The organism is Mucilaginibacter phenanthrenivorans (genome assembly GCF_024721155.1).
GTDB classification, from domain to species: domain Bacteria; phylum Bacteroidota; class Bacteroidia; order Sphingobacteriales; family Sphingobacteriaceae; genus Mucilaginibacter; species Mucilaginibacter phenanthrenivorans.
On the sequence record NZ_JAHVAP010000008.1, the window covers coordinates 444702 to 464152 of the forward strand.

At 46.0% G+C, this 19451-nt stretch carries 21 protein-coding genes; 2 read left to right on the forward strand and 19 right to left on the reverse strand.

The genetic code is table 11. The annotated features are described in order from the left end of the window. Positions 1 to 50: 50 nt before the first annotated feature. The 17 genes from KXD93_RS21260 to KXD93_RS21345 all read right to left on the reverse strand — a co-directional run bounded on the left by KXD93_RS21260 (position 51) and on the right by KXD93_RS21345 (position 15916). Complete coding sequence (locus KXD93_RS21260; protein WP_258139366.1) at positions 51 to 911, reverse strand: hypothetical protein; 861 nt, start codon at positions 909 to 911, stop codon at positions 51 to 53. Further along, positions 889 to 1929: a glycosyltransferase family 2 protein gene (locus KXD93_RS21265; protein WP_258139367.1), complete on the reverse strand. Its 1041-nt coding sequence runs from the start codon at positions 1927 to 1929 to the stop codon at positions 889 to 891. Before KXD93_RS21265 ends, KXD93_RS21260 begins: the two co-directional genes overlap by 23 nt. A gap of 12 nt (positions 1930 to 1941) precedes the next feature. Next, positions 1942 to 3057, reverse strand: a complete 1116-nt coding sequence (locus KXD93_RS21270) for a glycosyltransferase family 4 protein (protein ID WP_258139368.1) — start codon at positions 3055 to 3057, stop codon at positions 1942 to 1944. Positions 3058 to 3099: 42 nt separating this feature from the next. Beyond that, positions 3100 to 3645: a hypothetical protein gene (locus KXD93_RS21275; protein WP_258139369.1), complete on the reverse strand. Its 546-nt coding sequence runs from the start codon at positions 3643 to 3645 to the stop codon at positions 3100 to 3102. After that, positions 3632 to 4183 carry a hypothetical protein gene (locus KXD93_RS21280; RefSeq protein ID WP_258139370.1) on the reverse strand — a complete coding sequence of 184 codons (552 nt, stop codon included), beginning with the start codon at positions 4181 to 4183 and terminating at the stop codon, positions 3632 to 3634. Before KXD93_RS21280 ends, KXD93_RS21275 begins: the two co-directional genes overlap by 14 nt. Continuing rightward, positions 4176 to 5276, reverse strand: coding sequence for a DegT/DnrJ/EryC1/StrS family aminotransferase (locus tag KXD93_RS21285; RefSeq protein ID WP_258139371.1), 1101 nt, complete (start codon positions 5274 to 5276; stop codon positions 4176 to 4178). Before KXD93_RS21285 ends, KXD93_RS21280 begins: the two co-directional genes overlap by 8 nt. Next, positions 5273 to 5830, reverse strand: a complete 558-nt coding sequence (locus KXD93_RS30560) for an acyltransferase (protein WP_308726297.1) — start codon at positions 5828 to 5830, stop codon at positions 5273 to 5275. Before KXD93_RS30560 ends, KXD93_RS21285 begins: the two co-directional genes overlap by 4 nt. After that, on the reverse strand, positions 5827 to 6249 hold the full coding sequence (locus KXD93_RS21300; protein WP_258139372.1) for a sugar 3,4-ketoisomerase: 423 nt from the start codon (positions 6247 to 6249) through the stop codon (positions 5827 to 5829). The genes KXD93_RS30560 and KXD93_RS21300 overlap by 4 nt, the downstream gene beginning before the upstream one ends. Further along, positions 6239 to 6643: a sugar 3,4-ketoisomerase gene (locus tag KXD93_RS21305; protein WP_258139373.1), complete on the reverse strand. Its 405-nt coding sequence runs from the start codon at positions 6641 to 6643 to the stop codon at positions 6239 to 6241. Before KXD93_RS21305 ends, KXD93_RS21300 begins: the two co-directional genes overlap by 11 nt. After that, positions 6643 to 7905, reverse strand: coding sequence for an ABC transporter ATP-binding protein (locus KXD93_RS21310; RefSeq protein WP_258139374.1), 1263 nt, complete (start codon positions 7903 to 7905; stop codon positions 6643 to 6645). Before KXD93_RS21310 ends, KXD93_RS21305 begins: the two co-directional genes overlap by 1 nt. Positions 7906 to 7907: 2 nt before the next feature. Next, a complete protein-coding gene (locus KXD93_RS21315) occupies positions 7908 to 8768 on the reverse strand; it encodes an ABC transporter permease (protein ID WP_258139375.1) in 861 nt (286 codons plus the stop codon). Beyond that, on the reverse strand, positions 8761 to 9879 hold the full coding sequence (locus KXD93_RS21320; RefSeq protein WP_258139376.1) for a glycosyltransferase family 4 protein: 1119 nt from the start codon (positions 9877 to 9879) through the stop codon (positions 8761 to 8763). The genes KXD93_RS21315 and KXD93_RS21320 overlap by 8 nt, the downstream gene beginning before the upstream one ends. Then, the gene (gene asnB, locus KXD93_RS21325; RefSeq protein ID WP_258139377.1) at positions 9872 to 11662 is read right to left on the reverse strand and encodes an asparagine synthase (glutamine-hydrolyzing); all 1791 of its coding nucleotides are present in this window, start codon (positions 11660 to 11662) and stop codon (positions 9872 to 9874) included. The genes KXD93_RS21320 and asnB overlap by 8 nt, the downstream gene beginning before the upstream one ends. A 147-nt stretch (positions 11663 to 11809) precedes the next feature. Beyond that, positions 11810 to 12322 carry a UpxY family transcription antiterminator gene (locus tag KXD93_RS21330; protein WP_258139378.1) on the reverse strand — a complete coding sequence of 171 codons (513 nt, stop codon included), beginning with the start codon at positions 12320 to 12322 and terminating at the stop codon, positions 11810 to 11812. A gap of 12 nt (positions 12323 to 12334) precedes the next feature. Beyond that, on the reverse strand, positions 12335 to 14770 hold the full coding sequence (locus tag KXD93_RS21335; RefSeq protein ID WP_258139379.1) for a GumC family protein: 2436 nt from the start codon (positions 14768 to 14770) through the stop codon (positions 12335 to 12337). Positions 14771 to 14776: 6 nt separating this feature from the next. Further along, complete coding sequence (locus tag KXD93_RS21340) at positions 14777 to 15568, reverse strand: polysaccharide biosynthesis/export family protein (protein WP_258139380.1); 792 nt, start codon at positions 15566 to 15568, stop codon at positions 14777 to 14779. A gap of 24 nt (positions 15569 to 15592) precedes the next feature. After that, positions 15593 to 15916: a hypothetical protein gene (locus KXD93_RS21345; protein WP_258139381.1), complete on the reverse strand. Its 324-nt coding sequence runs from the start codon at positions 15914 to 15916 to the stop codon at positions 15593 to 15595. A gap of 130 nt (positions 15917 to 16046) precedes the next feature. On the opposite strand from KXD93_RS21345, the gene KXD93_RS21350 reads away from it, so the two are divergent. Further along, on the forward strand, positions 16047 to 16793 hold the full coding sequence (locus tag KXD93_RS21350; RefSeq protein ID WP_258139382.1) for a glycosyltransferase family 2 protein: 747 nt from the start codon (positions 16047 to 16049) through the stop codon (positions 16791 to 16793). Positions 16794 to 16970: 177 nt separating this feature from the next. Here the strand turns inward: KXD93_RS21350 and KXD93_RS21355 are convergent, their stop codons facing one another. Continuing rightward, positions 16971 to 17570: a hypothetical protein gene (locus tag KXD93_RS21355; RefSeq protein ID WP_258139383.1), complete on the reverse strand. Its 600-nt coding sequence runs from the start codon at positions 17568 to 17570 to the stop codon at positions 16971 to 16973. 139 nt (positions 17571 to 17709) lie between these two features. Next, positions 17710 to 17919 (reverse strand): helix-turn-helix transcriptional regulator, encoded by a 210-nt coding sequence (locus tag KXD93_RS21360; protein ID WP_258139384.1) that lies wholly within the window; start codon positions 17917 to 17919, stop codon positions 17710 to 17712. Positions 17920 to 18107: 188 nt separating this feature from the next. On the opposite strand from KXD93_RS21360, the gene KXD93_RS21365 reads away from it, so the two are divergent. After that, positions 18108 to 19208, forward strand: coding sequence for a transposase (locus KXD93_RS21365; protein WP_258139385.1), 1101 nt, complete (start codon positions 18108 to 18110; stop codon positions 19206 to 19208). Positions 19209 to 19451 lie beyond the last annotated feature (243 nt).

Consider the following 19451-nt stretch of genomic DNA (forward strand, 5'->3'; position numbering starts at 1 on the left):
ACTAAAATCAACAAACGGTAATGCATAGCAAATGGCTATCGGAAACGAAGCTAACAGCCAGGTTTTCCGGAAATGAACTTTAAAATAGTGGAAAAATAGGGTTTCTTTTTTACTAACGGCTCAGGAATACCGGACATTATCCGTTGCTGCCAGTAACCGAAATCAAGTAATTCCTCCGAAACCGGTCTTTCCTTAACTGCAATGATCCGTTCTTTCAGTTTTTCTGTATCTTCCAGTTCTTCAAGGTGGTCAAGGATCACGACCGGTAGCCTGCTGTATAATTCATCATAGAGCGGGGACACCGCAGTCCGGAAGGTAACTGCAATACGGCCGCAATAAAGTACTTCGTAAATCCTGTGGGTGTCCAGTCCATTGCCTGCGGGACAAAGTACCGCCTGGTGATCAAGGACGCTGTTGATAAAGCCGCGGTATCCCAGCGAAGGCTCTTCCCAGGTGATATGAGCGAGTTTTTTGCTTATTTCCTTAATCGGTGCACGGTGTGCAATATTTGTTGATTGATTGAAATTACTGTACAGCAATTTGGACGGGACAACCATTGCTAAGTCATTACCGATCCGGGCCAGCAAGTCGAGCTTTTCTGCAGCATGCGGCCAGGCTGTGCCGTGCTCCTTCCTGCGGCAGGCTTGGGTGTTCTCCAGCCCGAGTGGGATCACCTTTAATTTATCATGTTTTGTCAGCACGTTCTGACCGTACCACATGGCAATATTGTCGGGCATTGCAGCGGTGTCACCGGGCAGAATGCCCAGGTCACTATTGCCCGAAATAAGGATCACTTCGTTTTTTAATTTTTTAATTTTTTTAAACTCCTGCCGGACATGTTCCGTCCGGCAAAACAGGATTTGCCTGCCGTCATGTAAATTCGCAAATTTATTGATTTGCAGCAGGTCCATTTTGAAGTGCGGCTGAAGCCGTTAAGTGTATTGTTGAAAGCGCCTGAAAATGCCTGAGGATCTTGTTTTTATTTTCCAATATTCCAAAAAATGTTCCCCGGTAAGCTTTCATCGCCGCCTGTTGTTCAAATGTCAGTGCTTTCCGGCCGAACAGCCGCTGGTTCCAGTTCCTGATTCCTGTTACAAGGATCGACTTAAGACTACTCATCAGGGCATTCTTTAGCGTTGTACTGAGCAGGGTCTCATCCCGGCTGATCAGCTTCCTGTATCCGCTTAACAATATAAACGAATAGCTTTGCCTGTAAATCAGGTCCAGAATATATTCCAGGTTTTGTCTCTTTACCGGTACGAAGTGCTTAAATAACAAGCAAGGTGCACTAACGATCCTATAGCCATTTAGGTAATACATAAAACAAAGCTCTACGTCTTCTCCACATACCATTTTTGAGCTGCGTCGCCCGGCGGCGATTTGTTCCCATCCCGTTTTAAAAAATTGCAGCAAAGCAGCTCTTCTGCATATGCTGCCGGCGCCATACACCCAGTGGTCGCTTTCTGCCCAGGTTTGCGGCCCGTTTACATAGGCGATTTGATGGGATTCGATTTCTTTCCGGCAGGGTAGCTCCGGCTGAAAGATGCCACATCCGCCAAGGACGCCGATCGTGGGGTCATTATTTATGATGGCGTATGCCGCAGCGATGTAATCGGGGTGAAGCCAATTGTCATCATCACAAATCAGCACGTAATCGTAGGCGGCCGTACTGATGCCTTTTTTTAAAGCATAGCTTTTTCCCGGTGTCCGTTCCTCTGTTATTGTAAATTTTATTTGGGGACGGTTGAGGCCTTGCCAGCATTGCGCGGCAACTTCCATGGTATTGTCGGTAGACGAATTATCGACTACAATGACCTCCCAAAATGACACATCGAAACCCTCCTGCAAGGATATATGTTTTAAAGTATCCGGAAGTCTGGCGGCACTGTTGAAGCAGCAAATAATAATAGAAATACCCGGATTTGACATTAAATCCTGCTGTTATTTGTAAACATTATTCATTTTGACCTCAAAGGTTGAGTAGGTAAACAGCTTCCTGTAGGCAGCATAAGCATTCCTGCCATACTTTATTCTCATCTGTTTATCGTTCAGCAGCCGTGTCAATGCCGCTACATGTTCATCATCATCATTCGGGTTTACCAATAGGCCATTGTAATTAGCTTCAACAGATTCGGGCAATCCGCCGACTTCGGAAACGACACAGGGCAACCCCAGCGACATGGCTTCCAGGACGCCGATACCCTGGGTTTCGTACAGGCTTGGCTGGTAATAAACGGATGCGGCGCGGAGGACAGGCAGCGGGTCTGACTGTTTCCCGATAAAAGCAATTCTTCCGCCAGCAGGCTCCCTGGGTTTGAATTCATTCCAAAGAGGCCCGTCACCCATCCAAATAAAATTAACGTTGTTCATCGTTTGGATGATCTTACAGGCTACACGAAACCATAGCTCCGGATTCTTGTAGGCGATCAGATGTCCCATTGTGACCACGATGAGCCGGGTCGATGGTAAAACGGCATCTTCTTTTATGTCGTTCCCGGCATCCGGCACGCAATTAGGAACAACGCAGACAAAAAGCGCAGCAGGGGCAAGGATGCCCCATTGTTTAATAAGGGTTGCCTTGTTGGCGTTGGATACGGTGATGATCTTCCTTTTTGCACCAAGCAATTTGTTGCAGGTAAAAGTTGTAAACGAGGTATAAGCAGTATGCGGGGTCGTATGTAGTATATAATATACCCTGGAAAAAGGAACCCATAAAAGATAAAGGTATTTTTCCGGCTCAACGGCGCTCACCGTGATCCTTGCAAAGCCGTGTTTTATGCTGAGCCACTTAATGATGATAATTGACCGGAGCACCCTGATAAATTCGCGGACATTCGAACTAAATTTATATTGAAAATGCGCATACTTATGCAACCCGGGGGCCACCACCATAGTAAGCTTATCAGAAAACCCTATCTTACAGGTCAACTCCCGTTGTTCCGCATTTTCCAAAACTAAAACGGTGTTCTCTTCACCAAAGTATTTTACCAGGGTTTTCAAGTGCGTATTACTACCACCGAAATCAAATATTGTTGCAAGCACAAGATGTTTGCTCATGCGGCAGGTAACGAGATGCGGTATAGTGGAAAACGGATCATTTTATGCTGGATTCATTGCCTGCCTGAGGAATGCCCTGTCCTGGTCGTCGAGCAGGAATCTTTTTTTCATCAGGAGGTTATCGGCTTTAACCTGTTCTTCAAGGCCGGCGGGATCTTCGCAGATCGAACTTAGCAAGGTGACCAAACCAGCAATATTTGCGCACATGGCTACTGATTTGTCTGTTTTTTCATCCAGTTCTCTGTCCGTATTATAAAAAATGGTTTTAAATCCATAATCCAGGCTTTCGACACCGGAGTACCCCATGAAATTTCCAATTGTAAAATTAAAGAAATACCCCGCACGGACCTCACCGGGAAGATCTGCAAACCGGATAGACTTCTTCGTAAATGATACATGTTCTGAGAGTCCGAACAAGCCGATGAGGCGTATCATGTCCTGGTACACAGTCCTGCTGAGGATATCACCGATGAACAGTAACCGGAATCCCGTCAGGTTTTTCTCTAGCAGCTTTTGCGCCACAAAAAGCAGGTCAAAAAAGAAATTCTTGTCCTCGTTGATCCGGCTGACTATATTAATTTGAATCATCGGCCGCTACGAATAGTTTAAAAAAAGAAAGCTTATTTTTTATTTTGTCTTTTCCATACTGTTGCTCGATTTCCTTACCCTGGTAAGTGTTTATGAAAACCAGGGTGTCCTGCTCATTTGCAAAAATGCTTTCGGGGAAAGGATATACCCTGTCAAAATATTGAACGGCGTTGCCCACATGCCAAAAGTAACGGTGTTGGTGCAGTACGTTTGAAAATATTTTTTGCACATTATACAGTCCTATCACATGTACGCTGTTAAAATATTTGTCTGCGAAATACCTGAGCTTAATTTGCCAGTATAGCGCCTTTAAGAAATTTACCGGGTTCCGCAGTTTCATAATTCCCTGTAGTGTCGTGCGGACAACCGGAACTTGTAATTCTGCAAAGACAGCGTCGTAATATTCGATGTGATAATTGTTCGCTATTAATATTACAGGCTGCATATGCTCGCTGCGGGCAAATTTGACCATTTCAAAGATTAGCCGTTCGGCCCCTGCCATGATCAGGTGGTCGCTGATTATCAAAAGTTTATCCATAAAATGCTTTGATAGATTCCGTGACCGCATACAGGTCTTTTTCCGGCATTCCCGGATAAAGCGGTAAGCTTAAACTGGTTGCCGCAAGCCGCTCTGCCACAGGGAAGGCCCCTGGTTTAAAACGATGTCTGTAAGCTTTTTGCAAATGTGGCGGCACCGGGTAATGAACCGAAGTTTCAATTCCTGCCCGGCCAAGATATTCCTGCAACTTGTCTCTTTGTTTTGTCTGTATTACATATAAATGGTAAACATGTCCGGCTCCCGCGGCGACGGCAGGTAACAAAAGATCCCCTGTTCCTGCCAATAATTCATCATACTTTTTGGCGAGTTCTTTGCGCTGCCGGTTCCAGGTATGGAGAAACTTCAGCTTTACCGAAAGAAATGCCGCCTGCATTTCGTCCAGCCTGGAATTCACGCCGATCATTTCATTATAGTATTTCTTCTCCGAACCATAATTGCGCAAAACCGATGCCTTCGCGGCAAGCCCGGCATCGTCGGTTGTCAGGGCCCCGGCATCTCCGAAGGCACCAAGATTTTTGGTCGGATAGAAGCTGGTCGCATTTATCTGGCCAAAACTGCCGGCGAGCCGGCCATTGAACGTGGCACCCTGGGCCTGCGCATTATCTTCAACCACGAGCAAGCCACTCGCCCCGGCAATTGTCATGATTTCCTCCATCTGGCAGGGCTGACCGTATAAGTGCACCGGCATGATGAGTTTCGTCCGGGACGTTATGGCGCCGGGGATTCCTTGTGGATCCAGGTTGAAAGTGGTCGAAACAGGTTCGACAGGAATGATTGTTGCACCTACGGCTGAAATCGCCAGCCATGTCGCAATGTATGTATTTGACGGTACGATCACCTCGTCGCCAGGACCTATGCCCAATGTATTTAAAGCGATCTGTAAAGCATCTAAACCATTGGCCACACCAACACAATGACCCACGCAATTAAATTTCGCATAATTCGCTTCGAATTCCTGGAGTTCCTTGCCAAGTATATACCATTTGCTGTCAAAAACCCGCTGGAATGCTTCTTTTATCTCTGCGGCGATGGTGTTGTTCTGGTAATCGAATGATAAAAACGGAATTTTCATTTTCTGACAAGTAGGTTATTATGTAAAAACCAAACGTTACCTGCCTCATCTGCAAATTGACCTTTACTTATTTCAGCCAATTTTGCTCCCTTTTCGTTCACCCAACCGCGGACCCTCCCCGGAGTTCCGTAAAACAGGGCAAATGCAGGAACGTCTTTTGTTACGATAGTGCCCGCGCCAATGATTGCAAAGGAACCTATCGTGACGCCTCCCAGGATAGTGGCGCCGGCGCCTACCGAACACCCCGTTTTGAGTATGGTTTTTTGAAACGCCCCCAAATGCTGTTGAGACCTGGGGTATTTATCGTTTGTAAAGGTGACATTTGGCCCGATAAATGTGTGGTCCTCTGCGACAATTCCGTCCCAGAGGTATACGCCGGATTTTACGGTTACGTGATTGCCAATAATCACATCGTTCTCAATAAAAGTATGGCAATTGATGTTGCAGCTGCTGCCAATTTGAGCGCCTGCTAACACCACTGCAAATTGCCATATATTGGTATTTGCACCAATCTTTGTTGTCCTGACGTCTGCTAAGGGATGAATACCGCTCACAAAAATTTATAATTTTTAAATGCTGTATAATCCCGTAAATAACCATTTTCATTGTAAGGCAAGGAGGCGAGTACAAGGCAAATGGCGCCGGATGAAAAATTCGAAATATCGCACCAGATCACTGGCTGGATATGGATTCCCAAATAGGGCCGGTTGAGCTGGACCGTTTTTTTATTAACACCGTCATCAAGACTGATATCAAAACTCCCGCTTGCTGCCACAATAAATTGGTGCAGTTCCTTATGTCCATGGGCAGCTCTTGACTCCCCCCCGGGAATGTCGTAAAGATAAAAAACCCTTTTTACATCGAAGGGTACATGGATATTGTTTTCGACCGGTGTAATGTTTCCGGCCCTGTTGTGGATCTTTTGCAAATGAAAAACATTGCAATCAAAAACGGTCAGTTTTTTATCCGGCATTTTTTTCCTGTTTAAATTGTTCGAAATCCCTTATATAATCGTTTGCATCATAACGGCCATCGGCAAGGATAAGCGCCAGAGAGTTGGTAGAAAAATTTTCTATTTCGCGCCACATCATCGCCGGAACATACAAGCCATAGTAGGAACGGTTCAGATGAAAACGGTGTTCCGACTGTCCGTCATGGAGCACGACGTCAAAGCTGCCGCTTAGGGCGACGATAAATTCCTGAAGCTGCCTGTAACCGTGCCCGCCCCGCCGCTCTCCACCCGGAACATCATAAATCCAGTAAGTCCTGTTTATCTTGAATGGCACTTGAACATGCTCTTCAATAAACGAAAGGTTTCCCCTGTCGTCAAATATCTTTGGTAATTGTATGATCTCCGGCTTGTTCATCAGTGCTGAAAAGTTATTTCATATTTTAAATTTGGGCTTATCACACCTGGGGCGAGTTGGCTGTTACTGCCTACCGATTCATTCTCAACTTCAAAACTGATAAAATCATCCACGGAAAATAACGCGTACCGCTGGTTTTCACCAAAGATCAGCTTGAAGGTGTACAGGCCGGCATTGAGCAAGTATTCCGGGATGGTCCCTTTCACTGTGTAAACACCTGTTTTGGAATCGTTACTTGTCGTAATCAGCGCACCGTTGTGAAATACCGGGATCTGGTCACTGTTTTTCAATTCAAAAGTGGCATCAAGATTAATTCCGGCTTTTTGGTTGAAAAATGTAATTTCAAAAGTAAGTCCGGTTGAAATCGAAATGTTTGCTCCCTTAAGGGGTTTGATGTAAAAACTCAGGATCCGGATATTTTCGTTCCCTGGCGCAGAACTGGTATCTCCTTTGTGTTCAAAGACAGACCTGTTATTTTGATCGGACTGGTAAAAGCTTACCGCCTCGAGTTGTTTGTCCTCGAATACCAGCTTACCGTTTGAAAGAACCAGGCCGCGGTTGCATAATGTTTTTATCGCAGCCATGTTATGGCTGACGAACAGCACCGTTCTCCCTTCACCTTTGCTCACATCACCCATTTTGCCCAGGCATTTTTTTTGGAATTCCGCATCGCCAACGGCCAGTACTTCGTCTACGATCATGATTTCGCTTTCCAGGTGGGCAGCCACAGCAAATGCTAACCTTACATACATGCCTGAAGAATATCTTTTAACCGGCGTATCTATATACCTGTCAACCCCGGAAAAGGCAACAATTTCATCAAACTTCCTTTTAATCTCCGATTTACGCATGCCCAGGATAGCTCCATTTAGATAAATATTTTCCTTCCCCGTCAGCTCGGGGTGAAAACCGGTCCCCACCTCCAGTAAGCTGGCGATACGGCCGCGGACTTTGACCGATCCCCGGGTTGGCGCCGTGACCCTGCTCAGAATTTTGAGCAATGTGCTCTTTCCTGCGCCATTTCTGCCAATGATACCGACCGCATCGCCTTGTTCTATCTGGAAATTCAAATCATTCAGACTCCATACAATATCCCCGCCTTTTATGGTCCGGTCATTCACTTCCCCCACCTTTAAAAACGGATCTTCCTTTCCCCGGATCTTTGCCCAGTACCGTTCCAGGTCCCTGGAAATGGTCCCTGTACCGATTTCTCCCAGCTGATAGGCTTTGGAAAGCCCCTCGACTTTAATTGCTCCGGCCATTTTTATACAGTATCAATAAACGTTCGTTCAACCTTGTTGAAAATAATTATGCCTGCCACGAGGATGCATAAAGTTGTCAGGGTGGTAATAGCCAGGGAGAGGAGGGTGAAGGTTCCTTTGCCTAAAAAGCCATACCTGAAAGCTTCAATAATTGAAGTGAGCGGGTTGTACGTCACTATCCACTCATACCGCGGGTATTTCTTCTTCACCACAGAGAGTGGATAAATTACGGTGGTCAGGTACATCAGCAACTGTATGCCAAAAGTGACTAAAAAGCTAAGGTCCCTGTATTTTGTTGTCAATGATGAAATGATCATTCCAAGCCCCAGTCCCAGAAATGCCATCAGTAAAAGTAAAAACGGGAACAACAACAGGTATGCATTGGGGTGAAAGGATGCACCCTGAAGCCAATAAATACCCATCATTACAATGAACAGCACCATTTGGACCGCGAAACGAATGAGATTGGAAACGACGATACTCAACGGCATGATCAGCCTTGGAAAGTAAACCTTTCCGAAAAGCGCTGCGTTAGCAGTAAAAACGGTGGATGTTTTGGTCAGGCAGTCGGAAAAGTAGTTCCAGGCGGTGATCCCCGCCAAATAAAATAGCGGTTGCGGAAGCCCGTCCGTCGGAATTGCCGCCAGGTTGCCAAAAATGTAGGTATAAATTAAAGTAGTGAAAAGCGGCTGAATGAAAAACCATAATGGACCTAAGATAGTTTGCTTATAGAACGAAACGAAGTCCCGCCTGACGAGCAGGACCAGTAAGTCCCGGTAATGCCAGACGTCTTTTAATTTAAGGTCAAAAAGGTTGTTTGATGGGGTTATTTCAAAATCCCAAAGCGCTTCAGTATCATTCATTGATCAGCTTTTCCAATTTATTTATATAATCTGCTTCATTAAAATGGCTCAGGCATTTCGCTTGTACGCCCTTTCGATCCTTCGCGGTTACCGGACTTTCAAGGTAATCGGTTATTGCATTTTCAAGCTCATTCAAGTTATCGACGTTGATAGCTTTCCCCAATTCTCCGTTGCAAATGGCATCGATACTACCGTCTGAATTGCCGCAAATCACTGGTAATCCACAAGCCAATGCTTCGATAAATACGATGCCGAATCCTTCCTTTTTACTCGGCAGTACAAACAGGTCGGCGAGCAGAAAATGGTCCGCGATCTCTGCTTCATCGATAAAGCCGGTAAGGATGACCTGTTCGTCAACCTTCGCTTCACTGATCAGCCGCTGGATCCGGATTTCCTCTTTGTGGTCGTATTGCCCGGCAAGGATATATTTAATCCCGGGGAACTTCGCCTTCAAATTAGGGAGCGCCTTGATCACCTGGTCGTGTCCCTTATACTGTTCGGTCGACGCCAGCCGGGTCAGGGTAAAAATCACCGGGACCCCTGCAGGTATCCTGTAGCGCTTTAACAAGGCAGCCGGCTTTGTGAACAAGGTGGGCAGTTTCATAAATGAATCAACCGCATTGTTTAACACTTCGCACCTCAGGGTTTCAACACCATGCCTGCTGATCATTTGTGCTTTTGTAAATTTGCTGACACAGACCACCTTGTCGCAATACCTGAGAAATGCTTTTTTTAGCGGTGACAGCGGTCGCCATACTTCGATGCCGTGCGCGATGAGCCAGACCTTACATCCGGGGTTGGTAACTTTTACCAACAAGCCGATGATGGCCAGGTTGATATGGCTGATGATGATCACATCGGGCTTTTTTGCAAGGAAAAGTGTTTTTAAAACAAAGGAAATCCGGTTGACGCCAAAGCCCGTAAATTTTTCGGCCGGCAGGTATTGCTTCATCAGGTCGCTGTTGTTGTCATATGCAGACCATAGCTTAAAATCCCAGTTATTCCGCACGGAAAGCAAGTGCAGCGCGTGCGCAAGCGTTCGGGTCATCTTTTGGATCCCGCCCGTGCTGCTAAACGTTTGTAAACTATACAAGACGATCCGTTTAGTCATGTAACTGGATTTGGTAAAGGGCGAATACTTTCGACCAGTGTAGCCTTCCCTGTTTGAATTTTTTGACGGTGTCCTTCGCGATACGGCCCCTGTAAAGTACCTCGTCGCTGATTTCGATATGCTTGCCCATCCATTCCTGAAGCGGAAAGGTGAACCCCATCTTCGGCCTGTTCCAAACCGCTTCCGGCAAAAGACCGCCGAAGCTTTCGATGAGTAATTTTTTTGGCTGTTTTTTACTGAACCTTATTGCCGGATCTATACGCCCGACCAATTGCCGGAAGTCCTCATCCAGGAATGGTACCCTCACTTCAAGCCCGTGGTGCATGCTCATGACGTCGGTGTCCCGGAGCAGCTGGTTCTGCATATAAATATTGGTCTCGAACCAGGCTGCATGCTGCTGGTTGTAGGGCCCCAGATCGGGAATGAGGTTTTCGCCGAACAGGATGCGGTTAACTTCGTCCTCGTCTATGTCCAGGATTTCTGCGATATCATCCGGGGTAAACAACCCGCGCAGCAGCAGGTAATCGGCCAGCGGGTGGTCGTGGGCCAGGAACGAGATCTTTTTGTATTTGTCGGCATTTAAATAACGGGCCAGCTTAAAAAGTTTTGATGGCATTGAGCGGAGGTAACCCAGGTAGCTGATCCTGTTAAATGATGGATATCCACCAAACAGTTCGTCAGCCCCTACGCCTGAAAGCACGGCTTTTAAGCCATCCTCATGTGCATATTTACTAATGAACCAGGTGTTGATCCCGTCGGTCGTTGGCATGTCCATGCTGCTGACAATTGCGGGAAAGAGCCTGTCAAAATCTTCCTGGCGGACAAGATGCGCAAATTTTTCTCCCTCAAGCTCATTCAGTACAATATTCTGGTAGGAACGTTCATCATAACTGCGCTCATTAAAATAAATGGAAATGGTCTTTAACAACTGATGTTTTTCCTTGTTGGCGAGCAGCGAAATCAGGCTCGAATCAATGCCGCCGCTCAAAAATACACCGATCGGCGCATCTGCCATTAGTTGTCGCTGCACCGCTATTTGAAGGGCGTCACGTATGTGTTCCCTTGCGCTGGCCAGGCTGGTGATATCGGTTTTTACGGCGGTTTCGCCGGCGAAAGACTGAATCCGGAAGGAGCCTGCGCGGTTGTCCCAAACCAGGAAATGCCCCTTTTCTATGCTAAACACGTTTTTTAGCGTCGTGTACGGTTCAGGGATGTGACCCAGTGCGAGAAATCTTACCGGCCAGGTTTCATCGGCCTCGGTAACCATCCCGGTTATTTTCAAGGTTTTAACTTCCGACGAAAAAATCAGCGTGCCATCCTGTGCGTAATAGTACAGGGGCTTGATGCCGGCACTGTCCCTGACGAGGAAGGTGAGCGATTTTTCAACGTCATACAACGCAAACGCAAACATCCCCCTGAGCCTGGAAAAGACGCCGGTTCCCCAGTGCAGGTAGCCGGTAATGATCACTTCGGTATCCGTGTCGGAATGAAAGGTCAACCCGGCACCGGCCAATTCCCGCTTCAGCTCCGCATAGTTGTAGATTTCACCGTTGAAGCTGATCCAGGCCCTTTTCCGGTTATCGGACATGGGCTGGTGACCGTTCCTGCTCAGGTCGATGACCGACAGCCTGCGGTGACCGAGCGTAATATGATTTTCCGCATCGGAAAATAGGCCTTCATCGTCGGGCCCGCCATGCGCAAGTGTCGCGCACATGCGGCCCGTTTTGGCCTCGCGTTCTGATGCCTGGTATTTAGCCGAAATTATTCCTGCAATCCTGCACATAGTAATCTGTATTCATAGCTTCGCCCCGTAAGTCACATGTGTTATGTGCAAACTGTTGTTTGTCAGCCGGTTAAATATTTCCCCCAGCCTTTTATTTTAGCCGTAATCCGTGGCTGCCCATCGTTTACGCTGTTGTTTATTAAGCACTTAAAAACGTTCAATCATCGATGCGCCAATGTTAACGATGATGGAGCACCCCATGTTTTCCAGGCGGAGCACCAGCTGTTTTTGTGAGCGATAGGAAATAATTTCTCCTGTGAGCCCCTTTAAAACGCCTCCCTTTACCCTGATTTTTTCCCCTGGCTGCAGATCTTCAGCGGTGACCTCCAGCTCATATGGGCTTGCCAGCAACAATTTAAGACCTTGCATCTGCACGTCCGGCATAGCGGCTATCTTGCCGGAAAAGTAAATGAACCGGGAAATTCCCCGCGTCATCAGCACCTCCGTTTGTTCGTGTGGCCTGATATAAACAAACAGGTACGATTTGATCAGCGGTTCTTCCACCCATTTTTTTCGGTCACTCCATTGTTTGAGCTGCCGCTGCAGCGGTAAGTAGCTTTCGATCCCTTTTTCCGTCAATGTCCGGTGTGCCTTTTTTTCATTCCGGGGAAGCGTGCAAACCGGGTACCATTGGTATTTTTCCTTATCTGCCAAGACCATAAATTCCCGCCTTTATTTCTTCCGAAACCAGGTGCTTATATTCCACCATTTATTTTTCTCCTTGTCAACATAGTACCCGGAACTTTCATAACCGCTAAAGTCAGAATAGTAATAGTATTTATTTCCATAATTATCACCGGTAAATTTAGTGCTGTAGTACCTGGAATGAAGCAGGTCCGGTGCAAAGGCATTCAGCACAATTACCGTATTATCCAAATTGTACTCCTGCGCCACCCGTTGGGGTACAGAGGCCGCGTAAAATTTGGACTTTCCCGAACGGATCACGAAAAGGTTGATGTCACTTGACCTGATCAGGGGTATGGCATCGGAGACCAACCCGATCGGCGCGGTATCGATCATGACAATATCGTACAGGGTTCTTAATTCGGCAATCAACCGGGTCATCCGCGCGGAGTGCAGCAGTTCGGACGGGTTGGGGGGAACCGGCCCTGATACGATAAAATCCAGGTTTGGCTGCCCGGAATGATTGATGATATCCTCCGCCGTACACTGGTTTGCCAGGTAGTTGCTCAGCCCCAGGTCATTTGGTACATGAAAAGTCTTGTGCAGTTTGGAGCGCCGCAGGTCGGCCGCGACCAAAATAACCTTTTTGTCGATCAGCGAAAGCGTACTTGACAAATTCACCGCAACAAATGATTTTCCTTCCCCTGCAACCTCTGAGGTGATACAAATCACCTTGCTGGTCTTTTCGGACGCCAGGAAACTTAAGTTTGTGCGGACAGAGCGGACCGATTCTGCAAATATAGATTTTGGCTTACTGATTGCCAGGATCTGGGTGCTGTACTCATCGATCTCTTCCGGAAATTTCCGGATAACGCCAATTATCGGAATGGTTGTCAGGCTTTCTATCGTTTCCTTGTCGTAAATAAATGGATTCATTATCCGGATCAGGATGATCAGGCCAAGTCCGATCGCCAGGCCCAGTATTTCAGCTGAGCGTTTGACACTTCCGACATCAGGTGAGATGGGGTTGAAGTTGGGCTGTGCCAGATCGATGATGGACGCACCGGGCAGGATCCCTGCACTGCTGATCTGCGCATCGAGCTTTTTCTCCGAGAGAAATGAATAGACCTTGTCATTGATCTCGAAGTCCCGCTGAAGGCTCAGCATATCGCGCTGCGCCGAAGGCAGTTCCGAGATCTGTTCGTTCACAGGCCCCAGCTGGCCTTTTATAAATTTAAGTTTATTTTCGATCAGCAGGTGTGTTGCATCGATGCTATTGAGGATGTTGTTTTTAATTTGAAGGATCTGCTGGTCGATGTCTTTAATATAATTTGAATTGCTGGTATAGGTCTTCAGCGCAGTCTTTCTTTCGACGATAAGGGCATTGAGGCTTGATATCGCCGATGTCAGCTGTTCGTGATCAACGGCTCCCATGCTGAAATTCGGAAGCTGGTTATCGTTTGCCTTGATGACTTCCTCTTTTAGTTGTTCAACGGCTATCAGGTCTATTCTCAGCAGTGACCCCTGGGATTCCAGGTCTGTTGCCCTGGCCAGTACGCGGGTGGAAGCCGAGGGAACATCCATGATCTTTTTTTTATTCTGGAAATCCTTGATCGAATTGCCTGAACCCTTGAGCTCGTTGGACAAAAAATCCAGCTGCCTGTCGATAAACCTGATCATTTGCGAAGCTGACTTTGTCCTTTGAGCGACGTCATAGAGCAGGTATTCCTTCATGATGGCATTGAGGATGTCGGCAGCAAACTGGGGATTTGAATCCGTTTGCTGTAAGGATATGATATTCGAATTTTTGGCCGTTTCGTTCGTGTGCAAACCCGCCCTGATCCTTCCGAGAAAATCCTCAGGGGAATTCAGCTTAAATAAAAACAAAGCCGTTTTTGGCAGATGACCCGGATTGCGTATACTAAATGCAGTTGGACCAATCGAAAAGGGCTGCCCGTATCGGTAAGTGTTCACCACTTCCTTTCTACCCGCATTGTAGCTGATGCTAAATTTGTCCTCAGCCACCGGTTTAAAGGTGATGAGGTCACGGAAGAAGTTGAGGCTGTCAAATTTTACCAGCTGCACATCCAGGGGACGTTGCGGGTAAAGCTCGTTTGTCCGGTTGAGTACCCGGCCGACCACATAAAAGCTTATCCTGTAATCCAGTTCCCGTATAGCGCTTGTTAAGAGAGCAGTGCTTTGAAGAACGATCGTTTCACTTTGGATCTTTGAGAGATTGCCCCTGTCATTGGCGCCGGGGACATTGATCAGGTCCGATATTTCGGACTTTTTCTCCTCGAACTTCAGTGTAGCCGAGGTTGCAAAGATTTTTGGGGTGTACCATAAATAAAGGTTGGCGACGATAAAGCAAATGGTTACCGAACCCGCCACCCAATACCACCGGCTCAGGAGAATTTTCAGGATTTTGACGTAGTCGATCTCCTGGGTGGGAAGTTTTGGTTGATTCTTTACTATTTCTTCCATTGAATATTAATGTCGAACGAGGGTAAATATGATCAACGCGGTATTGAAAAGTAATAGCACCGGCTGAAAAAACGATGCTGAGAAATTCTGGAAATTGTCGTTTCGGGTAGCGCGCTTATTCTGCGCAATATAGATGATGTCCCCGTTCTGGAGCATTGTTTTCGGATCATTGATCGACTGGATATCACCCAGGTCAACCACGATCACTTTTGGGTTTTTGCCTGTTCCTCTTATTATCTTAATGTTTGTTTCATTGGCCTTTTCCGTAATGCCGCCTGCCGTACCGAGCATTTCTACGAGTGTGGTGTGTTCCTTGATAAGCGGAAAGCTTCCCTGGGACTTGATCTCCCCGAAAATAGTCACCTTCAGGCTGATAATCTTCAGCTCAATGATGGGATTCACCAGTACATTTTTCCTGTAGGCATCCTCGATCAGCTTTTGCGCCTCGGCACGGGTATAGCCGGCCACCTTGATCCGACCCAGCGCAGGGAGAATAACCGTACCGGCTTCTTCTACCTGGAACCCCAGGTTATCTGCACTGCCGGGTGCCAGGATCACGCTCTTGGCAGCATTGCCACTGGTTGTGCTGCTCAGCAGTACATTACTGTCCTGCAGGTTTCTGATCTGCAGGATATCCTGCGGCTTGATACGGTAGCTGCCCATGGTATCCACATTTGCATAGCTGCTGTCGTTTAGCTTGTCCTTTTGCTGGAAAAGCACCTGGTATTGTTTTGTGGAACAGGAGGCGCAAAGCAGCAGCAGGCCGGAAATGAAATAACTATAAATTAATCGACGCATGTGTACATCCTCTTACTTTATCATTTATGAGGTAAGCACTTCAAATTTACATAAAATTGTGACTTTAAAAATCATGTTCTTTTTCCTCCGGATGGCAAAATTCCTTTGTTTAACGGCGTCTTTCTTACCGAAAATGCCTTTTTTTTGCTGTATAGAATCATTTATGGCCTTAATTACACCTTTATCGGATACCATTTCACCCGCCCGGATCCTCCTGATAAAACTATCAACATTGCCGGAAATTATAAACATTTTATCCGGTACATGAGTTGGATCCGGATAAGGCGTCCGGCCCGTGGCTGCGCCGCGCTCTACCCTGGATTGATGAATTTTCGGAAAACGGGACATTGCTGCCGGTCCGGCCGTACCAATTGCCCTGCATGCGGACAGCTACCGTTTTGGTTTATCGGCCACTGATTTTTTTATTAGCTAAGCGAACCAGATTTACATAAATTTGCGCCTGTAAAAACCACCCAACGTGCAGGACCTCAAGATCTCCTTGATTACCGTTACTTTTAATGCCGAAAAAACGTTTCTTAACTGTATAGAATCGGTTATTGCGCAGGATTACAGCAATATCGAATATATAGTAATCGATGGAGGGTCAACGGATAAAACCATCAATATTGCCGAAAATTATAAACATTTTATCAAATACCTGGTTTCGGAGCCTGATCACGGAATATATGATGCCATGAATAAAGGGATTTGCCTGGCGACGGGGGAGGTCATTGGGCTATTAAATGCAGATGATATGTTTGCGAAAAAAAACATATTGTCGCAGGTAGCTCATTCCTTCAGGCAGACGGAGACGAATGTGGTTTATGGTGACCTTGATTATATAGATGAAAAGGGAACGGTTGTACGCAAATGGCGCTCGGGCAGTTACAAGCGTGCCAGATTTAATTTCGGCTGGATGCCACCGCACCCAACATTTTATTGTAAACGTATTTTGTTTGACCAGCTCGGCTGCTATACCCTGGCATACGGCACTGCTGCTGACTATGAATTGATGCTCCGTTTTCTATTTGTCCACCAGATAAAGCCTTATTACCTCGAACAGGTAATGGTACTGATGCGGACCGGCGGCGCAAGTAACCGGCATTTGAAGAACCGGATCAAAGGTTTGCTTAATGATTTAAAGGCCATGCGCAAGCACCGGATCTGGCTTCCAATTCTTACGGTGATTTTAAAACCCCTGAGAAAAATTACGCAATATTTCTGAAACAATAGCCCTCGTTTTCCGGGGGCCCGCAGCGTACCATAAGCGGATTCCGGAAGATGATTGTTTCTTGTTTACAGCGCGCGTGAAGAATAAAATTGAGCATTTGAACGTCGGCCATCTCTATGGCACAACAAGCCATGGCTAACGCAGGGCGGAATTGTATTGTAAAAAAATTGGCTAACTATTTTGGAAGTCGCCGAGCAATTGCGTCCTGACTATTCCCATATCATGCTCCAGGCGGTTGTAGATCTCTTCGTAATGGTCGCACATGTCGAACAGGACAACAGCATAACGTTTGAATAACGCCTCTTTAGCTTCGCCCGCTGCATTCCGGATGCCCTCGGCAAGATCAAGGTAGGATAAATACAGTTCATGGGAGCGCTCATTGGAACGTGCTACCTCTTCATTGGTAAAGGAAATGTCAAAATACAGGCTGATCAGGTTGAACTTCCAGTTGTCAGCATTCAGCTTTTCCATGTACGTGTTGAACTTAGCGGTCTCTTTATACAGGAATTCCAGGCTTTTGTCTGTCCGAAATTTGTTGCCGTTCTTCCAAAAGGCAATGTTTTTTTTGATCGCGGTTAATTTTTCGCCGGTGACATAAAAGAAGCTTTCGCCGATCTCCATTTTTTTATTGCGTAGCTGCGTATCCACTTCGAACTTTTGTTTCCGGCTGTCGGTAAAATAGGTGTTCGCCAAATTGATGAGCTGGGTAAACAAGGCGCCGGCAAGACCGGAAAATGCGCTTACTGCAACCAGCGTGGAATTATCTGCCATACGGTTAAAGTTAATGAATCAATAAGTAAAAATACTAATTTTTTTAGTAAATAGCCGGTGAATTCAAAAAAAAGATTGCCAACAGGCTTCCCGGGAGATACAATGCAGAAGGAAGCCCGGGATCAGACTACCTTATCAGTCAGGTTTTGTTGCTGACCAGCAAGGTCCTGACGTCAACATCTAAAAAAGCTGCAATTTCAAATAGCGCTTTTACGGATGGCTGGGCGTTATTAGTGCACCAGTGGGATACGGTTACCACATTTAAATTAAGCGCATCAGCCAGATCCTTATTGGTTTTATCTTTTTCAGCTAACACAGATTTGATGCGATTATAAGTTGTTTTACCCATTTCCATACGACGTAAAACAAATATAATCAGCCTGAAAGATACCTTTTTTGCTGTTTATTAGTGTATTTCTTTATTTTATTAAAGTATTACATTAATTTATTAAAGTATTACATTAATTTTATATTTTTGGATTTTATTTTAATAAAATGCTTAACCGGCAGATTGGATTTAACCACAATTGATCATTAATGGAGAAACAAAGCACAAAAAAGCCCAAAAAATACAATTATTTTATCGGAATCGACGTGTCAAAAGACAAACTGGATTATGCGGTGATGAAGGGGAGGGATTTTTTATTTCACCGGGAGGAAAAAAATGAACCGGATGCGATCGTTGCATTTGCCGCTGAATTAAATTCCCTGCCCGGTTTTAAAATGGCAAAGGCCATTTTCTGTATGGAAGATACGGGATTTTACTGCAACCACCTGGTTAATTCACTTCGGCATTTAAAAGCGAATGTACACGTTGGCAACGCGACCCATATAAAAAATTCATTGGGTCTTGTCAAAGGGAAGAGTGATAAGGTCGATTCGATCCGGATTGCAAAGTATTGCTGGAAAAACCGTGACGAACTTGAGCTCCTTGACGAGCGGCGCTTACCAATTCGTCAATTAACGATATTAATTGCCCTGCGATCCAGGTTGCTCGGCGTAAGCCTTGTTGTCAAGACGCCGCTGAAGGAACAAGCGGCTTTTATAGATCCGGCGTTGCAAACTATAACTGTAGACTGTTGTGTACGCACAGTGTGCGCTGTTGGTGCCGACCTGAATGAGCTGGATGGCGTAATTGACAAATTAATTGATGCTGATGAACATTTGAAAAGATTAAATCAGATCATTACTTCTGTTCCTGGAGTTGGCCGTATAACGGCTTTACAGCTGTTGATTTGCACAAATGAGTTCAGGAGCATTTCTGATCCGAGGAAATTTGCAAGCTATGCGGGCGTCGCGCCGTTTAAGAAGGAATCGGGAAAGGGTACGGGAATCTTTAGGGCCAGGGTTGTAAAATCAGCCAATATAAAGATGAAGTCCCTTTTGCATATTTGCGCCATGCGCGCGGTCAGGTACGATGAAGACCTAAAAAAATACTATCACAGGAAGACAGCTGAAGAAAAGAAGCCAAAAATGTCGGCGCTTAATGCTGTGCGAAATAAGCTGATTTTAAGGGTTTTTGTATGTGTGAAACATGACCGCCTATATTCAAAAGACTACATTTCTGAATATCCGCAGGCTGGTTACCAGACGGGGCCGATAACAACCAGGGATGCAATCGAAACCCAACCGTTTTAGGAAATAAAAAAGACAATCAAACAGCGGCGGGGCGAGTTATTAAAACCGCTGGCTGGAGTTCCGGAAAATGTTTTAATTCCGCTGCTGATTAGGTAAATTAAATGGCAGGGTACTTATTTGTAGCAACAGATATGGGATCTATTCACAGTTTTAAGCCTGTCATTTAATTTATTTAAGTATGCCCCCGCATTTTTTTTGAATAATGACAGGTGCTTATTATAAAAAATCAATAAAATAGCGGCA

Coding starts and splice junctions, on each gene's coding strand:
- KXD93_RS21260 (WP_258139366.1), bottom strand. CDS start 911: ATGGACCTGCTGCAAATCAATAAATTTGCGAATTTACATGACGGCAGG.
- KXD93_RS21265 (WP_258139367.1), bottom strand. CDS start 1,929: ATGTCAAATCCGGGTATTTCTATTATTATTTGCTGCTTCAACAGTGCC.
- KXD93_RS21270 (WP_258139368.1), bottom strand. CDS start 3,057: ATGAGCAAACATCTTGTGCTTGCAACAATATTTGATTTCGGTGGTAGT.
- KXD93_RS21275 (WP_258139369.1), bottom strand. CDS start 3,645: ATGATTCAAATTAATATAGTCAGCCGGATCAACGAGGACAAGAATTTC.
- KXD93_RS21280 (WP_258139370.1), bottom strand. CDS start 4,183: ATGGATAAACTTTTGATAATCAGCGACCACCTGATCATGGCAGGGGCC.
- KXD93_RS21285 (WP_258139371.1), bottom strand. CDS start 5,276: ATGAAAATTCCGTTTTTATCATTCGATTACCAGAACAACACCATCGCC.
- KXD93_RS21300 (WP_258139372.1), bottom strand. CDS start 6,249: ATGCCGGATAAAAAACTGACCGTTTTTGATTGCAATGTTTTTCATTTG.
- KXD93_RS21305 (WP_258139373.1), bottom strand. CDS start 6,643: ATGAACAAGCCGGAGATCATACAATTACCAAAGATATTTGACGACAGG.
- KXD93_RS21310 (WP_258139374.1), bottom strand. CDS start 7,905: ATGGCCGGAGCAATTAAAGTCGAGGGGCTTTCCAAAGCCTATCAGCTG.
- KXD93_RS21315 (WP_258139375.1), bottom strand. CDS start 8,768: ATGAATGATACTGAAGCGCTTTGGGATTTTGAAATAACCCCATCAAAC.
- KXD93_RS21320 (WP_258139376.1), bottom strand. CDS start 9,879: ATGACTAAACGGATCGTCTTGTATAGTTTACAAACGTTTAGCAGCACG.
- asnB (WP_258139377.1), bottom strand. CDS start 11,662: ATGTGCAGGATTGCAGGAATAATTTCGGCTAAATACCAGGCATCAGAA.
- KXD93_RS21330 (WP_258139378.1), bottom strand. CDS start 12,322: ATGGTCTTGGCAGATAAGGAAAAATACCAATGGTACCCGGTTTGCACG.
- KXD93_RS21335 (WP_258139379.1), bottom strand. CDS start 14,770: ATGGAAGAAATAGTAAAGAATCAACCAAAACTTCCCACCCAGGAGATC.
- KXD93_RS21340 (WP_258139380.1), bottom strand. CDS start 15,568: ATGCGTCGATTAATTTATAGTTATTTCATTTCCGGCCTGCTGCTGCTT.
- KXD93_RS21345 (WP_258139381.1), bottom strand. CDS start 15,916: ATGTCCCGTTTTCCGAAAATTCATCAATCCAGGGTAGAGCGCGGCGCA.
- KXD93_RS21355 (WP_258139383.1), bottom strand. CDS start 17,570: ATGGCAGATAATTCCACGCTGGTTGCAGTAAGCGCATTTTCCGGTCTT.
- KXD93_RS21360 (WP_258139384.1), bottom strand. CDS start 17,919: ATGGGTAAAACAACTTATAATCGCATCAAATCTGTGTTAGCTGAAAAA.
- KXD93_RS21365 (WP_258139385.1), top strand. CDS start 18,108: ATGGAGAAACAAAGCACAAAAAAGCCCAAAAAATACAATTATTTTATC.